We start from the raw sequence: 18,644 nt of genomic DNA on the forward strand, positions 1-18,644 counted from the left end.
TCATGGCCTCCCCGACTCGCGCCCCTGTCCTGGCTCTCAAGGACGTCCGCCTCGCCGATGGCGCCAAGCCGCTGTTCGACGGGGTCGACCTGGCGCTGGAGCCGCGGGTGCGCGCCTGCCTGGTCGGGCGCAACGGGGCCGGCAAGTCGACCCTGCTGAAGATCCTGGCCAACCAGGGGATCGAGGCCGACAGCGGCGAGCGCGCCGCCCAGCCGGGCGCCAAGATCGTCTATGTCAGCCAGGAGCCGGACATCGCCGGCGAGACCCTGCTGGACTACTGCACGGCCGGCGGCGCCGAGGACTACGAGGCCCACGCCACCCTGGCCGACTTCGGCCTGGACTACGCCAAGAGCACGGTGGGCCTGTCGGGCGGCGAGCGTCGCCGCGCGGCCCTGGCCCGCGCCTTCGCCGAACAGCCCGACGTGCTGCTGCTGGACGAGCCGACCAACCACCTGGACATCTTCGCGATCCAGACGCTGGAAGAGGAACTGGCCAACTCCAAGTGCGCGGCCCTGATCGTCAGCCACGACCGCGCCTTCCTGAACCGCGTCACCCAACGCACCTTCTGGCTGGAGCACCGCAAGGTGCGCCGCCTGGACAAGGGCTTCGCCGAGTTCGAGATCTGGAGCGAGCAGGTGCTGGCCGCCGAGGCCGACGAGGAGCGTCGCCTCAACAAGCAGCTGGAAAAGGAAAACGCCTGGCTGGCGCGCGGCGTCCAGGGCCGCCGGGCCCGCAACGAGGGCCGCCGCCGCGCCCTGATGGACCTGCGCGCCCAGAAGCGTGACATCCAGGCCGACAAGCGCGGCAGCATGACCCTGGCCGTCGAGAGCTCGGGCACCTCCGGCAAGAAGGTGGTCGAGGCCAAGCACGTCACCAAGACATTCGGCGACCGGGTGATCGTCGAGGACTTCTCCACCCGCATCCTGCGCGGCGACCGCGTGGCCCTGGTCGGCCCCAACGGGGCGGGCAAGACCACCCTGGTGCGCATGCTGCTGGGCGAGATCCCGATCGACGCCGGCACGATCAGCCTGGGCACCAATCTGGAGATCTCCTACGTCGACCAGAACCGCATGGCGCTGTCGGAGAAGATGACGCTGTGGGACTTCCTGACCCCCGGCGGCGGCGACTCCATCCTGGTGCGCGGCATTCCCAAGCACGTGGCCGGCTACGCCAAGGAGTTCCTGTTCACCGAGGCCCAGCTGCGCCAGCCGGTCACCAGCCTGTCGGGCGGCGAGCGCAACCGCCTGCTGCTGGCTCGGGCCCTGGCCACGCCGACCAACCTGATGGTGCTGGACGAACCGACCAACGACCTGGACATGGACACCCTGGACCTGCTGGAAGAGGTTCTGGCTGATTTCGAGGGAACCCTGATCCTGGTCAGCCACGATCGTGACTTCATCGATCGCCTGGCCACCTCGACCATCGCCATGAACGGCCACGGCCGGGTGCTGGAGACCCCCGGCGGCTGGAGCGACCTGATCGACCAGGCCCCGGACTTCTTCAAGGGCGCCCGCGGCGCGGCCGGCGACTTCGCCACCGGCACGGGCTCGCACAAGGCGGTGATCACGCCTTCGGCTCCCCCCCCGCCGAAGAAGACCGTCAAGCTGTCCTACAAGGACCAGCGGCGGCTGGAGGAGTGCGAGGCCCTGATCGCCGCCTCGCCGAAGATCATCGCCGACATCGAGGCCAAGCTGGCCGATCCGGGCTTCTACGCCCGCGATCCCAAGGGCTTCGACAAGGTCATGAAGGACCTCGACAAGGCCCGCGCCGACCTGGCCACGGCCGAGGAAGACTGGCTGGCGCTGGAAGAGAAGCGCGAGGCGATGGCGGGGTAGGGTTTCTGACGGTGAGCGAATTCCTCGTCCTTCGACAAGCTCAGGATGAGGAATTCGAATGCCAACCACACCAAACTAGCCCTCATCCTGAGCTTGTCGAAGGACGAGGGCGGCCCCTCCGCCGGGCCTCACACACCCTAGTGACACGCCGTCGACTTGCCTCTAGGCTTGCGCCCATGATCCTCGCCGCCAGCCAACAGCTGTTTTGGTATTTTAGCTATCCGACGCCTCTGGCGCCGGGAGGGGATCGTTCGGCCTGAAATCAGAGCCGCAAACGCCTTTCACCAGCCGCCAGGGGTTCCCCGGGCGGCTTTTTTCATGGCCGCCGGACCTCCAGACCTTCCAGGAGTTACGCCGTGCCTTCCTCGACCGCCGCCCATCTCGTCTCGCTGCCCGTCCCCACCGACGACCTGCGCATTGAAAAGCTTCAGACCCTCAGTCCGCCCGCCCAGGTGATCGGCGAGGCGCCGGCCACCTCGTCGGTCGCCGAGGTCGTCGGCGACGCCCGTCGCGCCGTGCACGAGATCCTGAGCGGTCGCGACGACCGGCTGGTGGTGGTGATCGGGCCGTGCTCGATCCACGACCCCAAGGCCGCCCTGGAGTACGCCCGCCGCCTGGCCGTCGAGCGCGAGCGCCATGCGGGCGAGCTGGAGGTGATCATGCGGGTCTATTTCGAGAAGCCCCGCACCACGGTCGGCTGGAAGGGCCTGATCAACGACCCGGACCTGGACGGCGGCTTCCGGATCAACGAGGGCCTGCGGCTGGCGCGGCGGGTTCTGCTGGACGTCAGCGCCCAGGGCCTGCCGGCGGCCTGCGAGTTCCTGGACGTCACCACCCCGCAATACATCGCCGACCTGGTGGCCTGGGGCGCGATCGGCGCGCGCACCACCGAAAGCCAGATCCACCGCGAGATGGCCTCGGGCCTGTCGTGCCCGGTCGGCTTCAAGAACGGCACCAACGGCGACGTGAAGGTGGCCGTGGACGCGGTGACCGCCGCCGCCCAGCCGCACCATTTCCTGGCCGTGACCAAGGAGGGCCGCGCGGCCATCGCCACCACCACCGGCAACGCCGACTGCCATGTGGTGCTGCGCGGCGGCGCGACGCCCAACTATGACGAAGTCAGCGTGGCGGCGGCGGCGCAGGCCTTGGCCAAGGCGGGTCTGGCGCCCCGCATCATGGTCGACGCCAGCCACGCCAACAGCGGCAAGAACCACGACAACCAGCCCGCCGTCGTGGCCGACCTCTGCGCCCAGGTCGCGACCGGCCGCTCGCCGGTCATGGGCGTGATGATCGAGAGCAATCTCGTCGCCGGCCGCCAGGACATCGTCCCCGGCCAACCCCTGACCTACGGCCAGTCGGTGACCGACGCCTGCGTCGACTGGGGGACCTCGGTCGGCCTGCTCGACGCGCTGGCGGCGGCGGTGCGGGCCGGGCGGCGGGCGCGGTAGGGCGGGGACACCTAACCGGCGTCGCCCAGGAGCCGGCCTCGTCCTTCGACAAGCTCGGGATGAGGCCCGCTTCTGCGACGGCTGAGTTCGAATTCCTCATCCTGAGCCTGTCGAAGGACGAGGAATTCGCCCGCCGCCCTGGCGACCTCGCGGCCAAATTGTCGCTTTTTCGACTTAGGAACGCTCCTCTCTCCGCCTCGTTGATCTCCCCGCCGGAAGCCTCCGGCGCGATCAGGGAGCGACCACCATGGGTGAAGACACCAACCGCGAAGGCCTGCAGCAACAACCGTCCGACGATCAACGCCGGCAGTCCGACCAGCAGAACCAGCAGGGCGAGACGCGCACGCCGCAACAGCAGCAGGACGAAGCCGCGCGCAACGCGCCGGGCCAGCAGAACCAGCAAGGCCAGCCGCGTCGTGAGAACGAGGGCGTCGAAGGCGAAGGCGTCGACGACCTGAACAACGGCCTGGAAGGCGGCGCCGACACCGGCGCCATCGAGCCCGGCCGCACCGACCAGCGCTGATCCCAGCGTCTTCGAACCAGGCCGCCTCCTCCCCCGGAGGCGGCCTTTTCGTCCCCTGAAAAGACCCGCACCCGATCCTAGGAACACGCCATGTTGGGTGGCGAACGACTGGCGCGCATCGGCGCCTTCAGCCCGCAATTCCCCGACGCCGAGGCCCTGCACCGGGGCCTGGCCCACTGGAACCACCGCCGCCTGGCGGTGGGAACGCCCGATCCCGACTGGCGCGCCGAGCTCTCGGACGAGGCCCGGATGAAGCGGATCGAGGGCGAGTACATCGAGCAGTTCCGCGACCTCATCCTGCCGCTGGTCGCCGGCGTGCCGACCGACGCCGACGACTTCGTGGCCTGGTTCGAGGACCTGAGCGAGACCGGCCCCGGCCAGGACGACCCGCTGTTCGATTGGATCGAGGGCGCGGCCGGCCTGGAGGACATCAAGTGGTTCCTGACCCAGGAAGCGGCCGGCGAGGCCGGCTTCGACGACCTGGTGGCGATGACCCAGGTCAAGGTCAGCGACCGCGCCAAGCTGGAGCTGGCCCGCAACTACTGGGACGAGATGGGCCGGGGCGCGGCGGCCGGCATGCATGGCCCGATGCTGACCCGCACGACGGAAGTCCTGGGCCTGACGCCGACCATCGACTCCACCCTGTGGCAGTCGCTGTGCCTGGCCAACACCATGACCGCCTTCGCCACCACGCGGCGCTACACCTACCAGTCGATCGGCGCCCTGGGCGTGGTCGAGCTGACCGCCCCGGGCCGGGTGGCCTGCGTCGACGCGGGCCTCAAGCGCCTGGGCGTCTCGCCCGCCGCCCGCAAATATTTCGCCCTGCACGCCCAGCTGGACGTCGAGCACTCCAAGGCCTGGAACGCCGAGGCCCTGCACCCGCTGGTCAGCGAACGCCCCGACTGCGCCCGCTTCATCGCCGAGGGCGCCGTCATGCGGCTGATCTGCGGCGAGCAGTGCTTCGACACCTACCGCGCCCACCTGTGGGCCCACGTGCACCCGGTGGTCTACGCGGCGGAGTGAGGACTTCGGTCGGCGCCTACCTCTTCTTGGTCGTCATCCCGGGCCTTGTGCCCGGGACCCCTGGTTCAGCTGAACCGTGAGACACAAGCGGTTCGCCGGCGAACCGCCCCCGCTGCACCTGCGGCGGACAGAGGGGTCCCGGGCACAAGGCCCGGGATGACGCCTGAAAGGGGTGCGAAGCTCGTGAGCGAAGAGGCGCCCCTACACCACCACCTGCGACCCCATCTCCACCACCCGGCCGGCGGGGATGTGGAAGTAGTCGATCGGATCGGCGGCGTTCCTGACCATCCAGATGAACAGCCGGTCCTGCCACAGGGGCATGCCGGCCCCGGGCGAGGCCACCACCGTGCGGCGGCCGACGAAGAACGAGGTCGACATCAGGTCGAAGGCCAGGCCGCGCCGCCGGCAGCTGCCCAGCGCGCGCGGAATGTGCGGCGTCTCCATGAAGCCGTAGTGGACGATCACCCGCTTGAAGCCCGCCCCCCCTCCGCCTTCGCCCAGGGGTTCGATCTCGATCCGGTCCTTCTCGGCGACCCGCGGCTGATCGGCCGTCCGCACGGTCATGATCACGTTGTCGGCGTGCAGCACCTTGTTGTGCTTGAGATTGTGCAGCAGGGCGACGGGAGCGACCGAGGGGTCCGAGGTCAGGAAGATCGCCGTGCCGGGCACCGGATGCGGCGGCCGGGCCCGCAGGTTGTCGATCAGATCGACCAGCGCGATCGAGTCGCGATGGACCTTCTGGTGCAGCAGGTCGCTGCCCGTCCGCCAGGTCCACATGACCAGGATGATGGCCCCGGCCGCCGCCAGGGGGACCCAGCCGCCCTCGGCGATCTTCAGGGCGTTGGAGCCCAGGAACACCAGGTCCAGCGCCAGGAACGGCGCCAGCAGGGCCACGCAGGCCCACAACGGCCACCGCCAGTGACGGCGCGCCACCACGAACAGCAGGGCCACGGTCACGACCATGGTGGTGGTCACCGCCACCCCGTAGGCCGAGGCCATGTTCGACGAGGTGCGGAACATGAACAGCAGGAACAGCACGCCCACCGCCAGGGCGACATTGACCTGCGGCACGAAGATCTGGCCGGCCACGGTCTCGCTGGTGCGCTTGATGTCCAGACGCGGCAGCAGGCCCAGCTGCACCGCCTGCTGGGTGACCGAGAAGGCCCCGGTGATCACCGCCTGGCTGGCGATGATGGTGGCGGCCGTGGTCAGGGCCATCACCGGCCAGTAGACCGCGTGCGGGATCAGGTCGAAGAACGGGTTGTCGATGGCGGCCGGGCGGATCAGGCACAGCGCGCCCTGGCCCAGATAGTTCAGCATCAGGCACGGCAGGGCCACCGTCAGCCAGCCGGCGCGGATCGGGCCTTTGCCGAAATGGCCCATGTCGGCGTACAGCGCCTCGGCCCCGGTCACGCACAGGAAGACGCTGCCCAGGATCGTCACGCCCAGCAGGCCGTCGGCCATCATCAGCCTGACGGCGTAGACGGGGCTCAGCGCCAGCAGGATCTCGGGCCGTTGCAGCACGAACGGCAGGCCCAGGGCCGCCAGGACCACGAACCAGACCAGGGTGATCGGCCCGAAGAACCGTCCCACCACCTCGGTGCCGCGTGACTGCACGGCGAACAGGCCCAGCAGGATGACCGCCGCCAGCGGCAGGACGAACGGCGCGAAATGGGCGCCGATCACCGGGGCGGTCGTCAGCCCCTCGACGGCCGACAGCACGGAGATCGCCGGGGTGATCAGGCCGTCGCCGTAGAACAGGGCGGCCCCGACGATGCCCAGCAGCACCAGCCAGGCCGAGCGCTTCTTCAGGGCGTTCTGGGCCAGGGCCATCAGGGCCAGGGTGCCGCCCTCGCCGCCGTTGTCGGCCCGCATCACGATCGCGACGTACTTCAGGGTGACCACCAGGGTCAGGGCCCAGAACACCAGCGACACCACGCCGAACACCGCCGCCTGCGGGTCCACGCCTCGGGCGTGGGCCAGGGCCTCGCGCATGGCGTAGAGCGGGCTGGTGCCGATGTCGCCGAACACCACGCCCAGCGCCCCCAGCCACAGGGCCCCGAACCGGGCGGCGCGCGCCCCCGGGTGGGTCGGCTCGGGTGAGGTATGGGCCATCAGGCTCGCGTCCGTCGGAGAGAAGCGGTGGCCTACAGGCGGTCGGCGTAAGGGCGCCATGTGGATTTCGGGCGCGGGCATAAGGGCGTCATAAAGATTCCGCGCCGGGGGACATGCACTTGTGCGTGTCCCCCGGCCCTAGTCGTGCAGCGGCGCCTCGGCCTGCCTGCGCGACGGGTCGGTGGCCACCGTGCCCACCGAGGCGGCGATCACGAAGGCGATGGCCAGCCATTGGCGGGGCGCCAGGTGTTCGCCCAGCACCAGCAGGCCGGCCAGGGCCCCGACCGCCGGCTCCAGGCTGAGCATCACCCCGAAACTGCGCTTGGAGATGCCGCGCAGGGCGACCATCTCCAGCGAATAGGGAATGGCGCTGGAGACCACCGCCACCACCAGGCCCAGGCCGATGGCGACCGGGTTCAGCAGCGCGGCGCCCGCGGTCGCCAGGCCGAACGGCGCGATGACCAGGGCCGCCGTCGCCATGCCCAGGGCCACCGAGCGGCCGCCGTGCAGGTGTCCGGTCCGCTGGCCCGCGATGATGTACAGCGCCCAGAACACCGCCGCCGCCGCGGCGAAGGCCACGCCGACCAGGTCGAGGTTCAGGCTCGTGTCGCCCAGCGGCAGCAGCAGGCCAAGGCCCGCCACGGCCAGGGCGATCCAGACGAAGTGGATGGGCTTGCGGGCGTGGATCATCGCCAGGCTCAGCGGGCCGGTGAACTCGATGGCGATGGCCAGGCCCAGCGGGATCGTGCGGATGGCCATGTAGAAGCACAGGTTCATCGCCCCCATCACCGCCCCGTAGGTCGCCACGGCGATCAGGTCCTTGCGGGCCAGGGGCGTCCGCCACGGCCGCCAGATCAGGCACAGGATCAGGGCCGAGAACCCCACCCGATAGGCGCTGGTCCCCTGGGCTCCGACCAGCGGGAACAGGGTCTTGGCGAACGAGGTCCCGGCGCACAGCGACACCATGGCCCCGAGCAGGCAGACGTAGGGCAGAGCGGCGCGCAGAGGCGAGGCGGCGGGAGACATACGGCGTCTCTAGCAGGGATGGGCGCGGCCGCCCATGGACCCGAACGCAAGACGCCCGCCCCTTTCGGAGCGGGCGTCCCGGCCTAGCCTAGAGGGCTGGATCAGCAGCAGGGACCGCCGTTGCAGCAGGCCGCGCCGAGGGCGCAGCAGGCTCCAACGGCCTTGGTCACGGCTTCGGGGGCGGCGGCGTAGGCGGCCGACGCCGAGACAAGCAGCATCAGCGCCGCCGTCGAAAGGATACGTTTCATGATGGGTTTCCGATTTCAGATTGAAGGATGAAATTCTGAATTCGGACCTCACCGCGGCGGCGGAAGCTCCGGGGCCGGCGCGCGTCCCGGCGGCCAAGGGGAGGGCGTGGGGGCCGGGATCGCCAGACCGGTCTCAACGGGCTCGGCGATCTGCGTCCCGGGCGCCGCGATGACCTGGCAGGCGACGACGCAGCCGTCCGAACACAGGGACTTGCCCCTGTCGTGGCCCCCATCGTGATCCATGTCGTGACACGGCGCCTGCGCGTGGCTGGAATCCATCGGCATGGCGGCGGTCGGCATCGCCGGCGCGCCGAGCAACAGGATCGCGCTCAGGAGCATCAGCCCCCGCGCCCACCAGCTTGCTTTCACGGCGCCAGGTTTCATGGTGATGACCCTACGCCGTTTCACAGCCGACGGAAGCGTGGCCGTTCCTTACGTATCGCGGGGAGAACCCTCTTCCCCCTCCGGGGGAAGACGGCCGAAGGCCCGTAGGGGGCAAGTGTTCAACTGCAGGGCGGAGGCGTACCCGCTTGCCCCCACCTGGCGGCTTCGCCGCCTGTCCGCCCCCATAGGGGGCGGAACGCTCGCTGCGCTCGCTAGAACCCCTCGTCGTCCTCGACGCCCTCTTCCTCCTCGCCGCCCATGGCCGCTTCCAGGCTCTCGATGATGTCGTCCATCTGGGCGGGCGTGATCGAGACATAGAGCGCCTCGCCGCCGATCGCCGAGACCAGCAGGCGGTAGCCGTCCTCGGTTTCCTGCAGACTGAAGGTTTCGAGGGGCTGCAGCTTGGCCATGGCGCGGGGTTCCGACGTTAGCGAAATGGAGTGGAAGGCGGGGATATAGGGGGGGACGGCGGATTTCGCCATGTAACCATTTCCGGCGCCGCGCGAACTCACCCCCATCGGGAGGACGCCATGACCAGCCAGACCACCACGATCAACGGCTTCGCGTGCAAGGACTGCACGGACATCGACTACGCCAAGAAGCACATCGACCCGGCCCATCCCAAGAACGGCCCCTACGACATCAACAAGCCCAAGGCCGAGGACGACAAGGCCAAGGGGCCCGCGGACCCGGCCGTGCTCTACGCCGGCGCGGTCACCGGTCCCGGCGCGATCGACCCGGCCCGGCGCGAGGCGCTGAAGCCGGTGCGGGTGGAAGGCGGGAACCTGGACGTGAAGTCCTGACCCCTCCCCCAGGGACTATTTGAGCGCCCCGCGTCGCAGCATCGCGATGTGGCCGGCGATCAGGGCCTCGCGCTCGGTCCACGGGAACTCCGGCCGGGCGATCAGCAGCGAGACCAGGCCGTGCAGGCCCGCCCACAGGGTCTGGGTCAGGCGCAGGGGGTCGTCGTCGTGGGTCAGGCCGGCGGCGTGCAGCTCGGCGATCATCGCCACGAAGCCCTGGAAGGCCTCCATGCCCGCCGCCATCGGCCGGCCGCCGGTGCGGGCGTTGAAGGAGCCGTCGTGGCTCTTCTCGACCATGAAGGCCACGCGGTAGGCGTCGGGCTCGCTCAGGCCGAAATCGATATAGGTCATCATCGCGCGGTCGAACATTTCGGGCGTCGGCGTCCAGCGCGACTTGCCGTCGTCCATCCGCGCCTTGAGCTTGGCGAAGGCCCGCACGCACAGCTCGGCGATCAGGTCGTCCTTGGTGGCGAAATAGGCGTAGAGCGCCGGCTGGCTGATCCCGGCCGCCTCGGCGATCTGCCGGGTGGAGACCACGTGCACGTCCTTGGCGCTGAACAGCCGCAGGGCCGCGTCGAGGATCTCCTCGCGGCGCTCGGCGCCTTGCCCCTTGGGCTTGCGGGGCGATCTGACCTGCGGCGACTTCATCGTGTTCGAGCCTTTCTCAAGCCTCGCGCGGCTTGACAAGCCGCGATAATCTATCACTGATAACTTATCACTGATCGATAGTCGAGAGGGCGGGTCATGGTCGGGGACTTGGAAGCCGGATCGGCGCGGGAGGCCCCCTCCGTCCGCTGCGCGGCCACCTCCCCCGTTGCACGGGGGAGGAGAAGGTCGGCGCCGCCTGCTCCTCACCCGCGAAGCGGGGGAGGTGGCGCGAGGCGCAGCCTCGTGACGGAGGGGGCGTCCGGCGCCGCGCTGATCGCCCTCCTCGCCCTCGCCGCCTGCGGTCCCGCCAAGACCCCCGCCGCCCCGCCGCCGCCCCAGGCGGTGGAGGCCGTCGCCGTCGGCGCCCCGCGCGCATCCGGCGGCGTCACCGCCACCGGGACCCTGGAGCGCCGTCGCGAGATGGCCCTGTCGTTCCGCATCGCCGGGGTGCTGACCAAGGTCTCCGTCGAGGCCGGCGACAGCGTCCGGGCCGGCCAGGTGCTGGCCGCCATCGACCCGGCCGCCGTCGACGCCCGCCAGCAGGCCTCGTCGTCCGACCTCGACAAGGCCCGCCGCGACCTGGAGCGCGCCAAGACCCTCTACGCCAAGGGCTATGTCGCCAAGGTGCGGGTCGACGACGCCGAGAGCGCCGTCCGCTCGGCCGGCGCCGCCTACAATTCCGCCGCCTTCGACCGGCGCTGGGCGCAGCTGGTCTCCCCCGCTTCAGGGGTGGTGCTGGAGCGCAAGGCCCAGGCCGGCGAGGTGGTGCAGCCCGGCCAGGCCGTGGTCAGCATCGCCGACCTCAACAGCCCCCTGGTGCTGCGCGTGCCCCTGCCCGATCGCGACGTGGCCGGGATCGGCGTCGGCGCGCCCGTCGAGGTCACCGTCGACGCCCTGCCGGGCCAGATCCTGGCCGGCCACGTCACCCGCGTGGGCCAGTCGGCCGACGCCCGCACCGGCGCTGTGACGGTCGAGATCGAGGTCGCCGCCCGGCCCGAGCTGCGCAGCGGCCAGATCGCCACCGCCCGCCTGGCCAGCCGCGTGGCGGCCACCACCAACGCCGGCTTCGCCCGCATCCCCGCCGAGGCCGTGCTCGAGGCTTCGGGCGGCAAGGCGGCCGTGCTCCGCCTCGACGGCGCCAAAGGGGAGATGAGAGCCCGCCGCACCCCCGTCCAGTTCGGCGGCTTCGACGGCGACGACGCCCTGGTCGCCGGCCTGCCCGACGGGGCGCGGGTGATCACCGCCGGCGCCGGCTTCGTCTCGGACGGCGACCGGGTGACGGTGACCGATCCCAGGGTGTTGGGGAAGGTGGCGGGGCAATGAAGGCGGTGGTGACCATGTCACCCCCACATCCGTCATTCCCGCCCTTGTGGCGGGAACCCCTGGTTCAGCTGACGGTGAAGCGCTTTGGCGCGCCGGCGCGCCACACCCCTGCCCTGGCGGCGGACAGAGGGGTTCCCGCCACAAGGGCGGGAATGACGGATGTGGGGGTGACATGGTCACCACCCGAGCGAGGGCCTTCGCAATGAAGTTCGACCTCGCCGGTTTCGCGGTCCGCCGCTGGCAGTTCACCCTGGTCGCCTTCGGCCTGCTGGTGATGCTGGGGCTGAACGCCTTCTCCAACGTGCCGCGTTCGGAGGATCCGCACTTCCCGGTGCCGATCGTCGTGATCCGCGCCGTGCTGCCGGGGGCCGAGCCCTCGGAGATGGAGCAACTGGTCGCCGACCCGATCGAGGACGCCGTCGACGGCCTGGACAATATCGACAAGGTCGAGTCGACCAGCCTGGACGGGGCGGCGGTGATCCGCGTCCACTTCACCTGGGACGTCGATCCCGAGCGCAAGTACGACCAGGTGGTCCGCGAGGTGAACGCCATCCGCGGCAACCTGCCGGCCGGCCTGGCCCGCCTCGATATCGACCGGGTGCGCACCACCGAGGTGGCCATCGTCCAGGTGGCCCTGACCAGCGACGTGCTGCCGATGCGCCGGCTGGAGAAGGTGGCCGACCGGCTGCGCGAGCGGCTGGACCGCGTGCCCGGCGTGCGCCAGTCGCGCTACTACGGCGCGCCGTCGTCCGAGGTGCGGGTGTCGCTGGACCTGGCCCGGCTGTCGGCCCTGAAGCTGCCGGCCACGGCGGTGTCCGACGCCCTGAAGGCGGCCGGCGCCGAGGCCCCGATCGGCGCGGTGCAGGCGGGCGACCGGCGGTTCAACGTCAAATCCGGCGGGGCCTTCCGTTCGCTGGACGTGGTCAAGGACACCCCGGTCCGCTCGATCGGCGGTCAGGTGGTGCGGGTGCGCGACGTCGCCGACGTGGCCTGGGCCCAGGACGAGCCCACCCACCTGACCCGCTTCAACGGCAAGCGGGCGATCTTCGTCACCGTCACCCAGAAGGACGGCCAGGACGTGGCCCGGATCACCAAGTCCGTCGACCGGGTGCTGGACGACTACGAAAAGACCCTGCCGGCCGGGGTGAAGCTGGAGCGCGGCTTCGTCCAGGCCAAGAACGTCGAGCATAGATTGACGAAGTTGTTCCGCGATTTCGGCATCGCCCTCCTGCTGGTGCTGATCACCCTGCTGCCGCTGGGACCGCGCGCCGGCCTGGTGGTGATGGTGTCGATCCCGCTGTCCCTGCTGATCGGCCTGGTGCTGCTGCAGGCCTTCGGCTTCACCCTGAATCAGCTGTCGATCGCCGGCTTCGTGCTGGCCCTGGGCCTGCTGGTCGACGACAGCATCGTGATCACCGAGAACATCGCCCGCCGCATCCGCGAGGGCGAGGCGCGCGCCGAAGCGGCGGTCAACGGCGCCAACCAGATCGCCCTGGCGGTGCTGGGCTGCACGGCCTGCCTGATGCTGGCCTTCCTGCCGCTGATGGCCCTGCCGGCCGGGTCGGGGGCCTATATCAAGTCGCTGCCGGTGACGGTGCTGTGCACGGTCGGCGCCTCGCTGCTGGTGTCGATGACCATCATCCCGTTCCTGGCCAGCCGGGTGCTGGACAAGCACTCCGACCCCGAGGGCAATCCGCTGCTGCGGGCGGTGAACGGCGGCATCCACCGCTTCTATCGCCCGGTGCTGCACTTCAGCCTGGCGCGGCCGTGGCTGAGCCTGGCGATCATGCTGGCCATCTGCGCCACCGCCGTGCCGATGCTGAAGATCGTCGGCTCGTCCCTGTTCCCGGCGGCCGAGACCCCGCAGTTCCTGGTCCGGGTCGAGACCCCCGACGGCAGCCCCCTGGCCCGCACCGACCGCGCCCTGCGCTTCGTCGAGGCCCGGCTCAGCCAGGAGCCGGCGATCGTCTGGCAGGCCGACAACCTGGGACGCGGCAATCCGCAGATCTTCTACAACATCACCCAGCGCGAGAGCGCCACCACCTATGGCGAGGTGTTCGCCAGCCTGAAGGCCTGGGAGCCGGGCAAGAGCGACAAGGTGCTGGACCGCCTGCGCGCCGACTTCGCCCGCTTCCCCGGGGCGCGGATCAGCGTCGTCACCTTCGAGAACGGCCCGCCGATCGACGCCCCGGTGGCCGTGCGCCTGACCGGCCAGAACCTGCAGGTGCTGAAGGCCCTGGCGGCGCGCGCCGAGACGATCCTGAAGGCCACGCCCGGCACGCGCGACGTCAACAACCCCGTGCGGCTGGACCGCACCGACCTCGACCTCGGCGTCGACGAGGGCAAGGCCGCGGCCCTGGGCGTGCCGGCCGGCGCCCCGCGCCGCGCCGCCCGCCTGGCGCTGTCGGGCGAGGAGACCGGCCGCTTCCGCGATCCGGACGGCGACGACTACGCGGTCAAGGTGCGTCTTCCGATGAGCGTGGCCGAGGGGCCCAACGCCGTGGGCAGCCGCAACGCCCTGGCCGACCTGTCGAAGATCTACGTGCCCACCGCCGAGGGCGAGGCCGCGCCCCTGGGCTCGATCGCCAGCCCGACCCTCCGCTCCAGCCCCGCCCGCATCGACCGCTACGACCGCGAGCGGACGGTGACCGTGTCGTCCTACGTTCAGACCGGATACCTGACGGCCAAGGTCACCCAGGACGTGGTCGCCCGCCTGAACCGCGAGCTGCCGATGCCGCCCGGCTACCGCCTGTCGATGGGCGGCCAAGCCGAGGCCCAGTCGGAAAGCTTCGCCGGCCTGGGCGCGGCGGTGATGGTGGCGGTGTTCGGGATCCTGGCGGTGCTGGTCCTGGAGTTCCAGAAGTTCAAGACCGCCCTGGTGGTGGCCGGGATCATCCCGTTCGGCCTGTTCGGCGCGGTCGCGGCGCTGTGGATCACCGGCTATTCGCTGAGCTTCACCGCGACGATCGGGCTGATCGCCCTGATCGGCATCGAGATCAAGAACTCGATCCTGCTGGTCGACTTCACCGAACAGCTGCGCAAGGGCGGCATGGGGCTGCACGACGCCATCGAGAAGGCCGGCGAGGTGCGGTTCCTGCCGGTGCTGCTGACCTCGGTGACGGCGATCGGCGGGCTGCTGCCGCTGGCGATGGAGGGGTCGGGTTTGTACTCGCCGCTGGCCATCGTGATCATCGGCGGGCTGATCACGAGCACGGTGCTGTCGCGGGTGGCGACGCCGGTGATGTACTGGCTGACGGCGCGGGGGAAGGCGGAGCACACCTAGGGGCTCGGTGCGGCTAGCACTTGCCCCCTACGGATCGCTTCGCGATCGTCTTCCCCCACAGGGGGAAGAGGAGCGCGGCGCGGCGTCCTCCGCCCCCTATGGGGGCGGACAGACCGCGTAGCGGTCAGGTGGGGGGCAAGTGGGTGAGCCACTGAGCCCCTTGCCTATTATACACTCGTATAGCAACCTCCCCCCACCACCCGGGGAGAGACACATGACCGCCACCCAGCACCGCGACGCGATCATCATCGGCGGCGGCCACAACGGCCTGGTCTGCGCCTTCTACCTGGCCAGCGCCGGGCTGAAGGTCACGGTCTGCGAGGCGCGCGACGTGGTCGGCGGGGCGGCCGTCACCGAGGAGTTCCACCCCGGCTTCCGCAACTCGGTGGCCAGCTACACGGTCAGCCTGCTCAGCCCCAAGGTCATCGCCGACATGGACCTGCACGGCCACGGCCTGCGGATCCTGGAGCGGCCGATCTCCAACTTCCTGCCGATCGACGACAAGACCTACATGAAGCTGGGCGGCGGGCTGGAGCGCACCCAGGCCGAGTTCCGCAAGTTCTCGGCCAGGGACGCCGAGCGCCTGCCCGCCTACTACGCCATGCTCGACGAGATCGGCGACGTGCTGCGCGCCCTGGCCGGCGAGACCCCGCCCAATCTCGGCGACGGCCTGCCGGGCCTGCTGCGGGCCCTGCGCCAGGGCGGGCGGCTGGCGGGCCTCAGCCGCGAGCGCAAGCGCGACTTGCTGGACCTGTTCACCAAGAGCGCCCGCGACTTCCTGGACGGCTGGTTCGAGAGCGACGCGGTCAAGGCCAGCTTCGGCTTCGACGCCGTGGTCGGCAACTTCGCCAGCCCCGACACCCCGGGCTCGGCCTATGTGCTGCTGCACCACACCTTCGGCGAGGTGAACGGCAAGAAGGGCGCCTGGGGCCACGCGGTGGGCGGCATGGGCTCGATCACCCAGGCCATGGCCAAGGCCTGCCGCGCCAAGGGCGTGGAGATCCTGCTCAAGGCCAAGGTCGAGGGCGTGCATGTCGAAGACCTGCCGAAAGGCGGCGGCAAGCGGGCCATCGGCGTGCAGTTGGTCGACGGCCGCCAGATCATGGCGCCGATCGTCTCGTCCAACCTCAATCCCGCCCTGCTGTACGGCTCGCTGATCGCCCCCTCGGCCCTGCCCGCCCCGTTCAGGAAGGCGATCAAGGGCTACAAGAACGGCTCGGGCACCTTCCGGATGAACGTGGCGCTGTCGGAGCTGCCGGACTTCACCTGCCTGCCCGGCAAGGCCGTGGCCGAGCACCACCAGTGCGGCATCGTGCTGTCGCCGACCCTGGACTACATGGACGAGGCCTATCGCGACGCCAAGGCGACCGGGATTTCCAAGAAGCCGATCGTCGAGATCCTGATCCCCTCGACCCTGGACGACAGCCTGGTGCCTCCGGGCCAGCACGTGGCCAGCCTGTTCTGCCAGCAGTTCGCCTGGGACCTGCCGGACGGCCGCGACTGGGACGACGAGCGCGAGGCGGCCGCCGACCTGATCATCGACACGGTCAACCAGTGGGCCCCGAACTTCAAGGCGTCGGTCCTGGGACGGATGATCCTGTCGCCGGTCGACCTGGAGCGGAAGTTCGGCCTGGTCAACGGCGACATCATGCACGGCCACATGTCGCTGGATCAGCTGTGGGCGGCCCGGCCGGTGCTGGGCCACGCCAGCCACCGGGCGCCGATCAAGGGGCTCTACATGTGCGGCGCCGGCTGCCACCCGGGCGGCGGGGTGTCGGGCAATCCGGGGCGGAACGCGGCGCGGGAGATCCTGCGCGACCGGGACTTCGCGACGGCGGTGAAGCTGAGCCTGGTGGGGCGGTAGACGTGGGAGGCTCACCCACTTGCCCCCACCTGCCCGCTTCGCGGTCTGTCCGCCCCCATAGGGGGCGGAGGACGCGCCTCTTCCCCCTTTGGGGGAGGAGGGCCGAAGGCCCGGAGGGGGCAAGTGTTAGCCGCATTGTCGCTGGAGGGCTTTCGTGATGGACCTGAACCTCCCCAACCGCGATCCCGACGCCGCCGATCCTGATGCAAATTGGGGCCTGCCCGGTTGGCTCTACGACAACGCCCGCTTCTTCCGCGAAGAACAGGACAAGGTCCTGCGGCCCTCCTGGCAGATCGTCTGCCATCTGAATGACGTCCCCAAACCCGGCGATTTCCACACCTTCGACTTCCTGGGCGAGAGCACGGTCGTGGTGCGCGGCAAGGACGGCGGGGTCAGAGCCTTCGCCAATGTCTGCCGGCACCGGGCCGCGCGACTGCTGGACGGGCCGTCGGGCCAATGCGGCAAGGGGGGCGGCCGGATCGTCTGTCCCTACCACGCCTGGACCTACGCCCTGGACGGCCGGCTGATCGGCGTGCCGCACGCCGAAACCTACCCTGCCTTGAAGATGGAAGAACAGGGGCTCCACACGGTCCAGGTCGAGGTCTATCGCGGCTTCGTCTTCGTGCGGCTCGAAGGGGACGGCCCCAGCGTCGCCGAGATGATGGCCCCCTACGACCACGAGCTGGAGCCCTACCGCTTCGAGGAAATGGTCCCGTTCGGCCGCGTCACCCTGCGACCGCGCGACGTCAACTGGAAGAACATCAGCGACAACTATTCGGACGGCCTGCACATCCCGATCGCCCACCCCGGCCTGACCCGGCTGTTTGGGCGCGGCTACGGCGTGGAAGCCGAGACCTGGGTCGACAAGATGTGGGGCCGGCTGATCGAGGAGCCGTCGCGCAATCCGTCCGAGCGGATGTACCAACGGGTGCTGCCCGACGTCGAACACCTGCCGCCCGAGCGCAAGCGTCTGTGGACCTATTTCAAGCTCTGGCCCAACCAGGCCTTCGACATCTATCCCGACCAGGTGGACTTCATGCAGTTCATCCCGGTCTCGCCCACCCAGACGATGATCCGCGAGATCGCCTACGCCCTGCCCGACAGCCGGCGCGAGATGAAGGCCGCGCGGTATCTGAACTGGCGCATCAACCGCCAGGTCAACGCCGAGGACACCCAGCTGGTGGCCCGCGTGCAGCAGGGCATGGCGTCGCGCAGCTTTACCGCCGGGCCGCTGGCTTCGAGCGAGGTGTCTCTTCGCAGCTTCGGGCGCAAGATGCGGGCGCTGATTCCGCAGGCGCGGCTGCATCGGCCGCCGGAGGGGTGGTGAGGTCGTGACGCCCCCTCCGTCACGCCGCTTCGCGACGCGCCACCTCCCCCGTTGCACGGGTGAGGAGAAGGGACGCCGCCAGATCCTCCTCACCCGCATCGCGGGGGAGGTGGCGCGATGCGAATACGCATCGTGACGGAGGGGGCGTTTCGCGAACGCTCAAGCCTTCACCCATGACCCGCGCCCCGTTCACCCGCGAAACCCCCGACGTCCGCCGCGCCGCCCTGATCGAGGCCGCCTCGCGCGTGCTGGCCGCCAGGGGCGTGGCCGGCGCTTCCGTGCGGACGATCTGCGCCGAGGCGGGGGTCAGCGCCGGGCTGCTGCGGCACTATTTCGAGGGCGTGGACGCGCTGGTCGCCGCGGCCTACGAGGCGACCGGGGCGCGGATCGACGCGGCGCTGGAGGCGGCGGTCGCGGCGGCGGGATCGGACCCCCGCAAGCGCCTGTCGGCCTATCTGACCGCCAGCTTCGCCCCGCCGGTGCTGGACCCGGATCTGCTGGCCACCTGGCTGGCCTTCTGGAGCCGGGTCAAGGTCGACCCGGCCATCGCCGCCATCCACCGGCGGACCTATGCCGGCTACCGCGCGCGGCTGGAGGAATTGCTGACGGCCTGCGATCCGCGGGTCGAGGCGCGATTGGCGGCGATCGGCCTCACGGCCGTGGTCGATGGGCTGTGGCTGGAGCTGTGCCTGGACGCGACGGTGTTCAGCCCGGCCGAGGCGGGGGCGATCGCCGAGCGCCTGGCGGCGGGGTATCTGAAATAAAAACACCCTCTCCCGGAGGGGAGAGGGTGA

General features: G+C 70.2%; 17 protein-coding genes. 11 read left to right on the plus strand and 6 right to left on the minus strand.

Going from position 1 to position 18,644, the window contains the following annotated elements; translation table 11 throughout:
* Positions 1-2 precede the first annotated feature (2 nt).
* The 5 genes from ASD21_RS15205 to ASD21_RS15220 all read left to right on the plus strand — a co-directional run bounded on the left by ASD21_RS15205 (position 3) and on the right by ASD21_RS15220 (position 4,829).
* Positions 3-1,835 carry an ABC-F family ATP-binding cassette domain-containing protein gene (locus tag ASD21_RS15205; RefSeq protein ID WP_056442850.1) on the plus strand — a complete coding sequence of 611 codons (1,833 nt, stop codon included), beginning with the start codon at positions 3-5 and terminating at the stop codon, positions 1,833-1,835.
* 176 nt (positions 1,836-2,011) lie between these two features.
* Positions 2,012-2,095, plus strand: coding sequence for a hypothetical protein (locus ASD21_RS23995; RefSeq protein ID WP_145688053.1), 84 nt, complete (start codon positions 2,012-2,014; stop codon positions 2,093-2,095).
* Between the two features lie 96 nt (positions 2,096-2,191).
* Complete coding sequence (locus ASD21_RS15210) at positions 2,192-3,283, plus strand: 3-deoxy-7-phosphoheptulonate synthase (RefSeq protein ID WP_056442853.1); 1,092 nt, start codon at positions 2,192-2,194, stop codon at positions 3,281-3,283.
* 247 nt (positions 3,284-3,530) lie between these two features.
* On the plus strand, positions 3,531-3,806 hold the full coding sequence (locus ASD21_RS15215) for a hypothetical protein (protein ID WP_056442855.1): 276 nt from the start codon (positions 3,531-3,533) through the stop codon (positions 3,804-3,806).
* A gap of 90 nt (positions 3,807-3,896) precedes the next feature.
* Positions 3,897-4,829, plus strand: coding sequence for an iron-containing redox enzyme family protein (locus tag ASD21_RS15220; protein ID WP_056442858.1), 933 nt, complete (start codon positions 3,897-3,899; stop codon positions 4,827-4,829).
* A 201-nt stretch (positions 4,830-5,030) separates the two neighbouring features.
* Here ASD21_RS15220 and ASD21_RS15225 read toward each other — a convergent pair whose 3' ends face one another.
* From ASD21_RS15225 to ASD21_RS15240, 5 genes are all read right to left on the minus strand, one after another.
* Positions 5,031-6,944, minus strand: coding sequence for a potassium transporter Kup (locus ASD21_RS15225; protein WP_056442862.1), 1,914 nt, complete (start codon positions 6,942-6,944; stop codon positions 5,031-5,033).
* A gap of 138 nt (positions 6,945-7,082) precedes the next feature.
* Positions 7,083-7,970, minus strand: coding sequence for an EamA family transporter (locus ASD21_RS15230; protein WP_056442863.1), 888 nt, complete (start codon positions 7,968-7,970; stop codon positions 7,083-7,085).
* Between the two features lie 101 nt (positions 7,971-8,071).
* Positions 8,072-8,218, minus strand: a complete 147-nt coding sequence (locus ASD21_RS24490) for a hypothetical protein (RefSeq protein ID WP_200941442.1) — start codon at positions 8,216-8,218, stop codon at positions 8,072-8,074.
* A 48-nt stretch (positions 8,219-8,266) separates the two neighbouring features.
* A complete protein-coding gene (locus tag ASD21_RS15235; protein WP_156398392.1) occupies positions 8,267-8,602 on the minus strand; it encodes a hypothetical protein in 336 nt (111 codons plus the stop codon).
* A gap of 212 nt (positions 8,603-8,814) precedes the next feature.
* Positions 8,815-9,012, minus strand: coding sequence for a hypothetical protein (locus ASD21_RS15240; protein WP_056442871.1), 198 nt, complete (start codon positions 9,010-9,012; stop codon positions 8,815-8,817).
* A gap of 120 nt (positions 9,013-9,132) precedes the next feature.
* Here ASD21_RS15240 and ASD21_RS15245 point away from each other — a divergent pair, with 120 nt between their 5' ends.
* The gene (locus ASD21_RS15245; protein ID WP_056442874.1) at positions 9,133-9,405 is read left to right on the plus strand and encodes a hypothetical protein; all 273 of its coding nucleotides are present in this window, start codon (positions 9,133-9,135) and stop codon (positions 9,403-9,405) included.
* 15 nt (positions 9,406-9,420) lie between these two features.
* Here ASD21_RS15245 and ASD21_RS15250 read toward each other — a convergent pair whose 3' ends face one another.
* Positions 9,421-10,053: a TetR/AcrR family transcriptional regulator gene (locus ASD21_RS15250; RefSeq protein ID WP_056442877.1), complete on the minus strand. Its 633-nt coding sequence runs from the start codon at positions 10,051-10,053 to the stop codon at positions 9,421-9,423.
* Positions 10,054-10,296: 243 nt separating this feature from the next.
* Here ASD21_RS15250 and ASD21_RS15255 point away from each other — a divergent pair, with 243 nt between their 5' ends.
* From ASD21_RS15255 to ASD21_RS15275, 5 genes are all read left to right on the plus strand, one after another.
* Positions 10,297-11,376, plus strand: coding sequence for an efflux RND transporter periplasmic adaptor subunit (locus ASD21_RS15255; RefSeq protein WP_056442881.1), 1,080 nt, complete (start codon positions 10,297-10,299; stop codon positions 11,374-11,376).
* A 202-nt stretch (positions 11,377-11,578) separates the two neighbouring features.
* Positions 11,579-14,659 (plus strand): efflux RND transporter permease subunit, encoded by a 3,081-nt coding sequence (locus ASD21_RS15260; RefSeq protein ID WP_056442884.1) that lies wholly within the window; start codon positions 11,579-11,581, stop codon positions 14,657-14,659.
* A gap of 214 nt (positions 14,660-14,873) precedes the next feature.
* On the plus strand, positions 14,874-16,523 hold the full coding sequence (locus ASD21_RS15265; RefSeq protein WP_056442887.1) for a phytoene desaturase family protein: 1,650 nt from the start codon (positions 14,874-14,876) through the stop codon (positions 16,521-16,523).
* A 157-nt stretch (positions 16,524-16,680) separates the two neighbouring features.
* Positions 16,681-17,850, plus strand: coding sequence for an aromatic ring-hydroxylating oxygenase subunit alpha (locus tag ASD21_RS15270; protein ID WP_056442890.1), 1,170 nt, complete (start codon positions 16,681-16,683; stop codon positions 17,848-17,850).
* Positions 17,851-18,023: 173 nt separating this feature from the next.
* On the plus strand, positions 18,024-18,614 hold the full coding sequence (locus ASD21_RS15275; RefSeq protein ID WP_056442893.1) for a TetR family transcriptional regulator C-terminal domain-containing protein: 591 nt from the start codon (positions 18,024-18,026) through the stop codon (positions 18,612-18,614).
* Positions 18,615-18,644 lie beyond the last annotated feature (30 nt).

Origin of the sequence: Caulobacter sp. Root1455 (assembly GCF_001426905.1) — a bacterium.
In the GTDB taxonomy this organism is placed as follows: Bacteria; Pseudomonadota; Alphaproteobacteria; order Caulobacterales; family Caulobacteraceae; genus Caulobacter.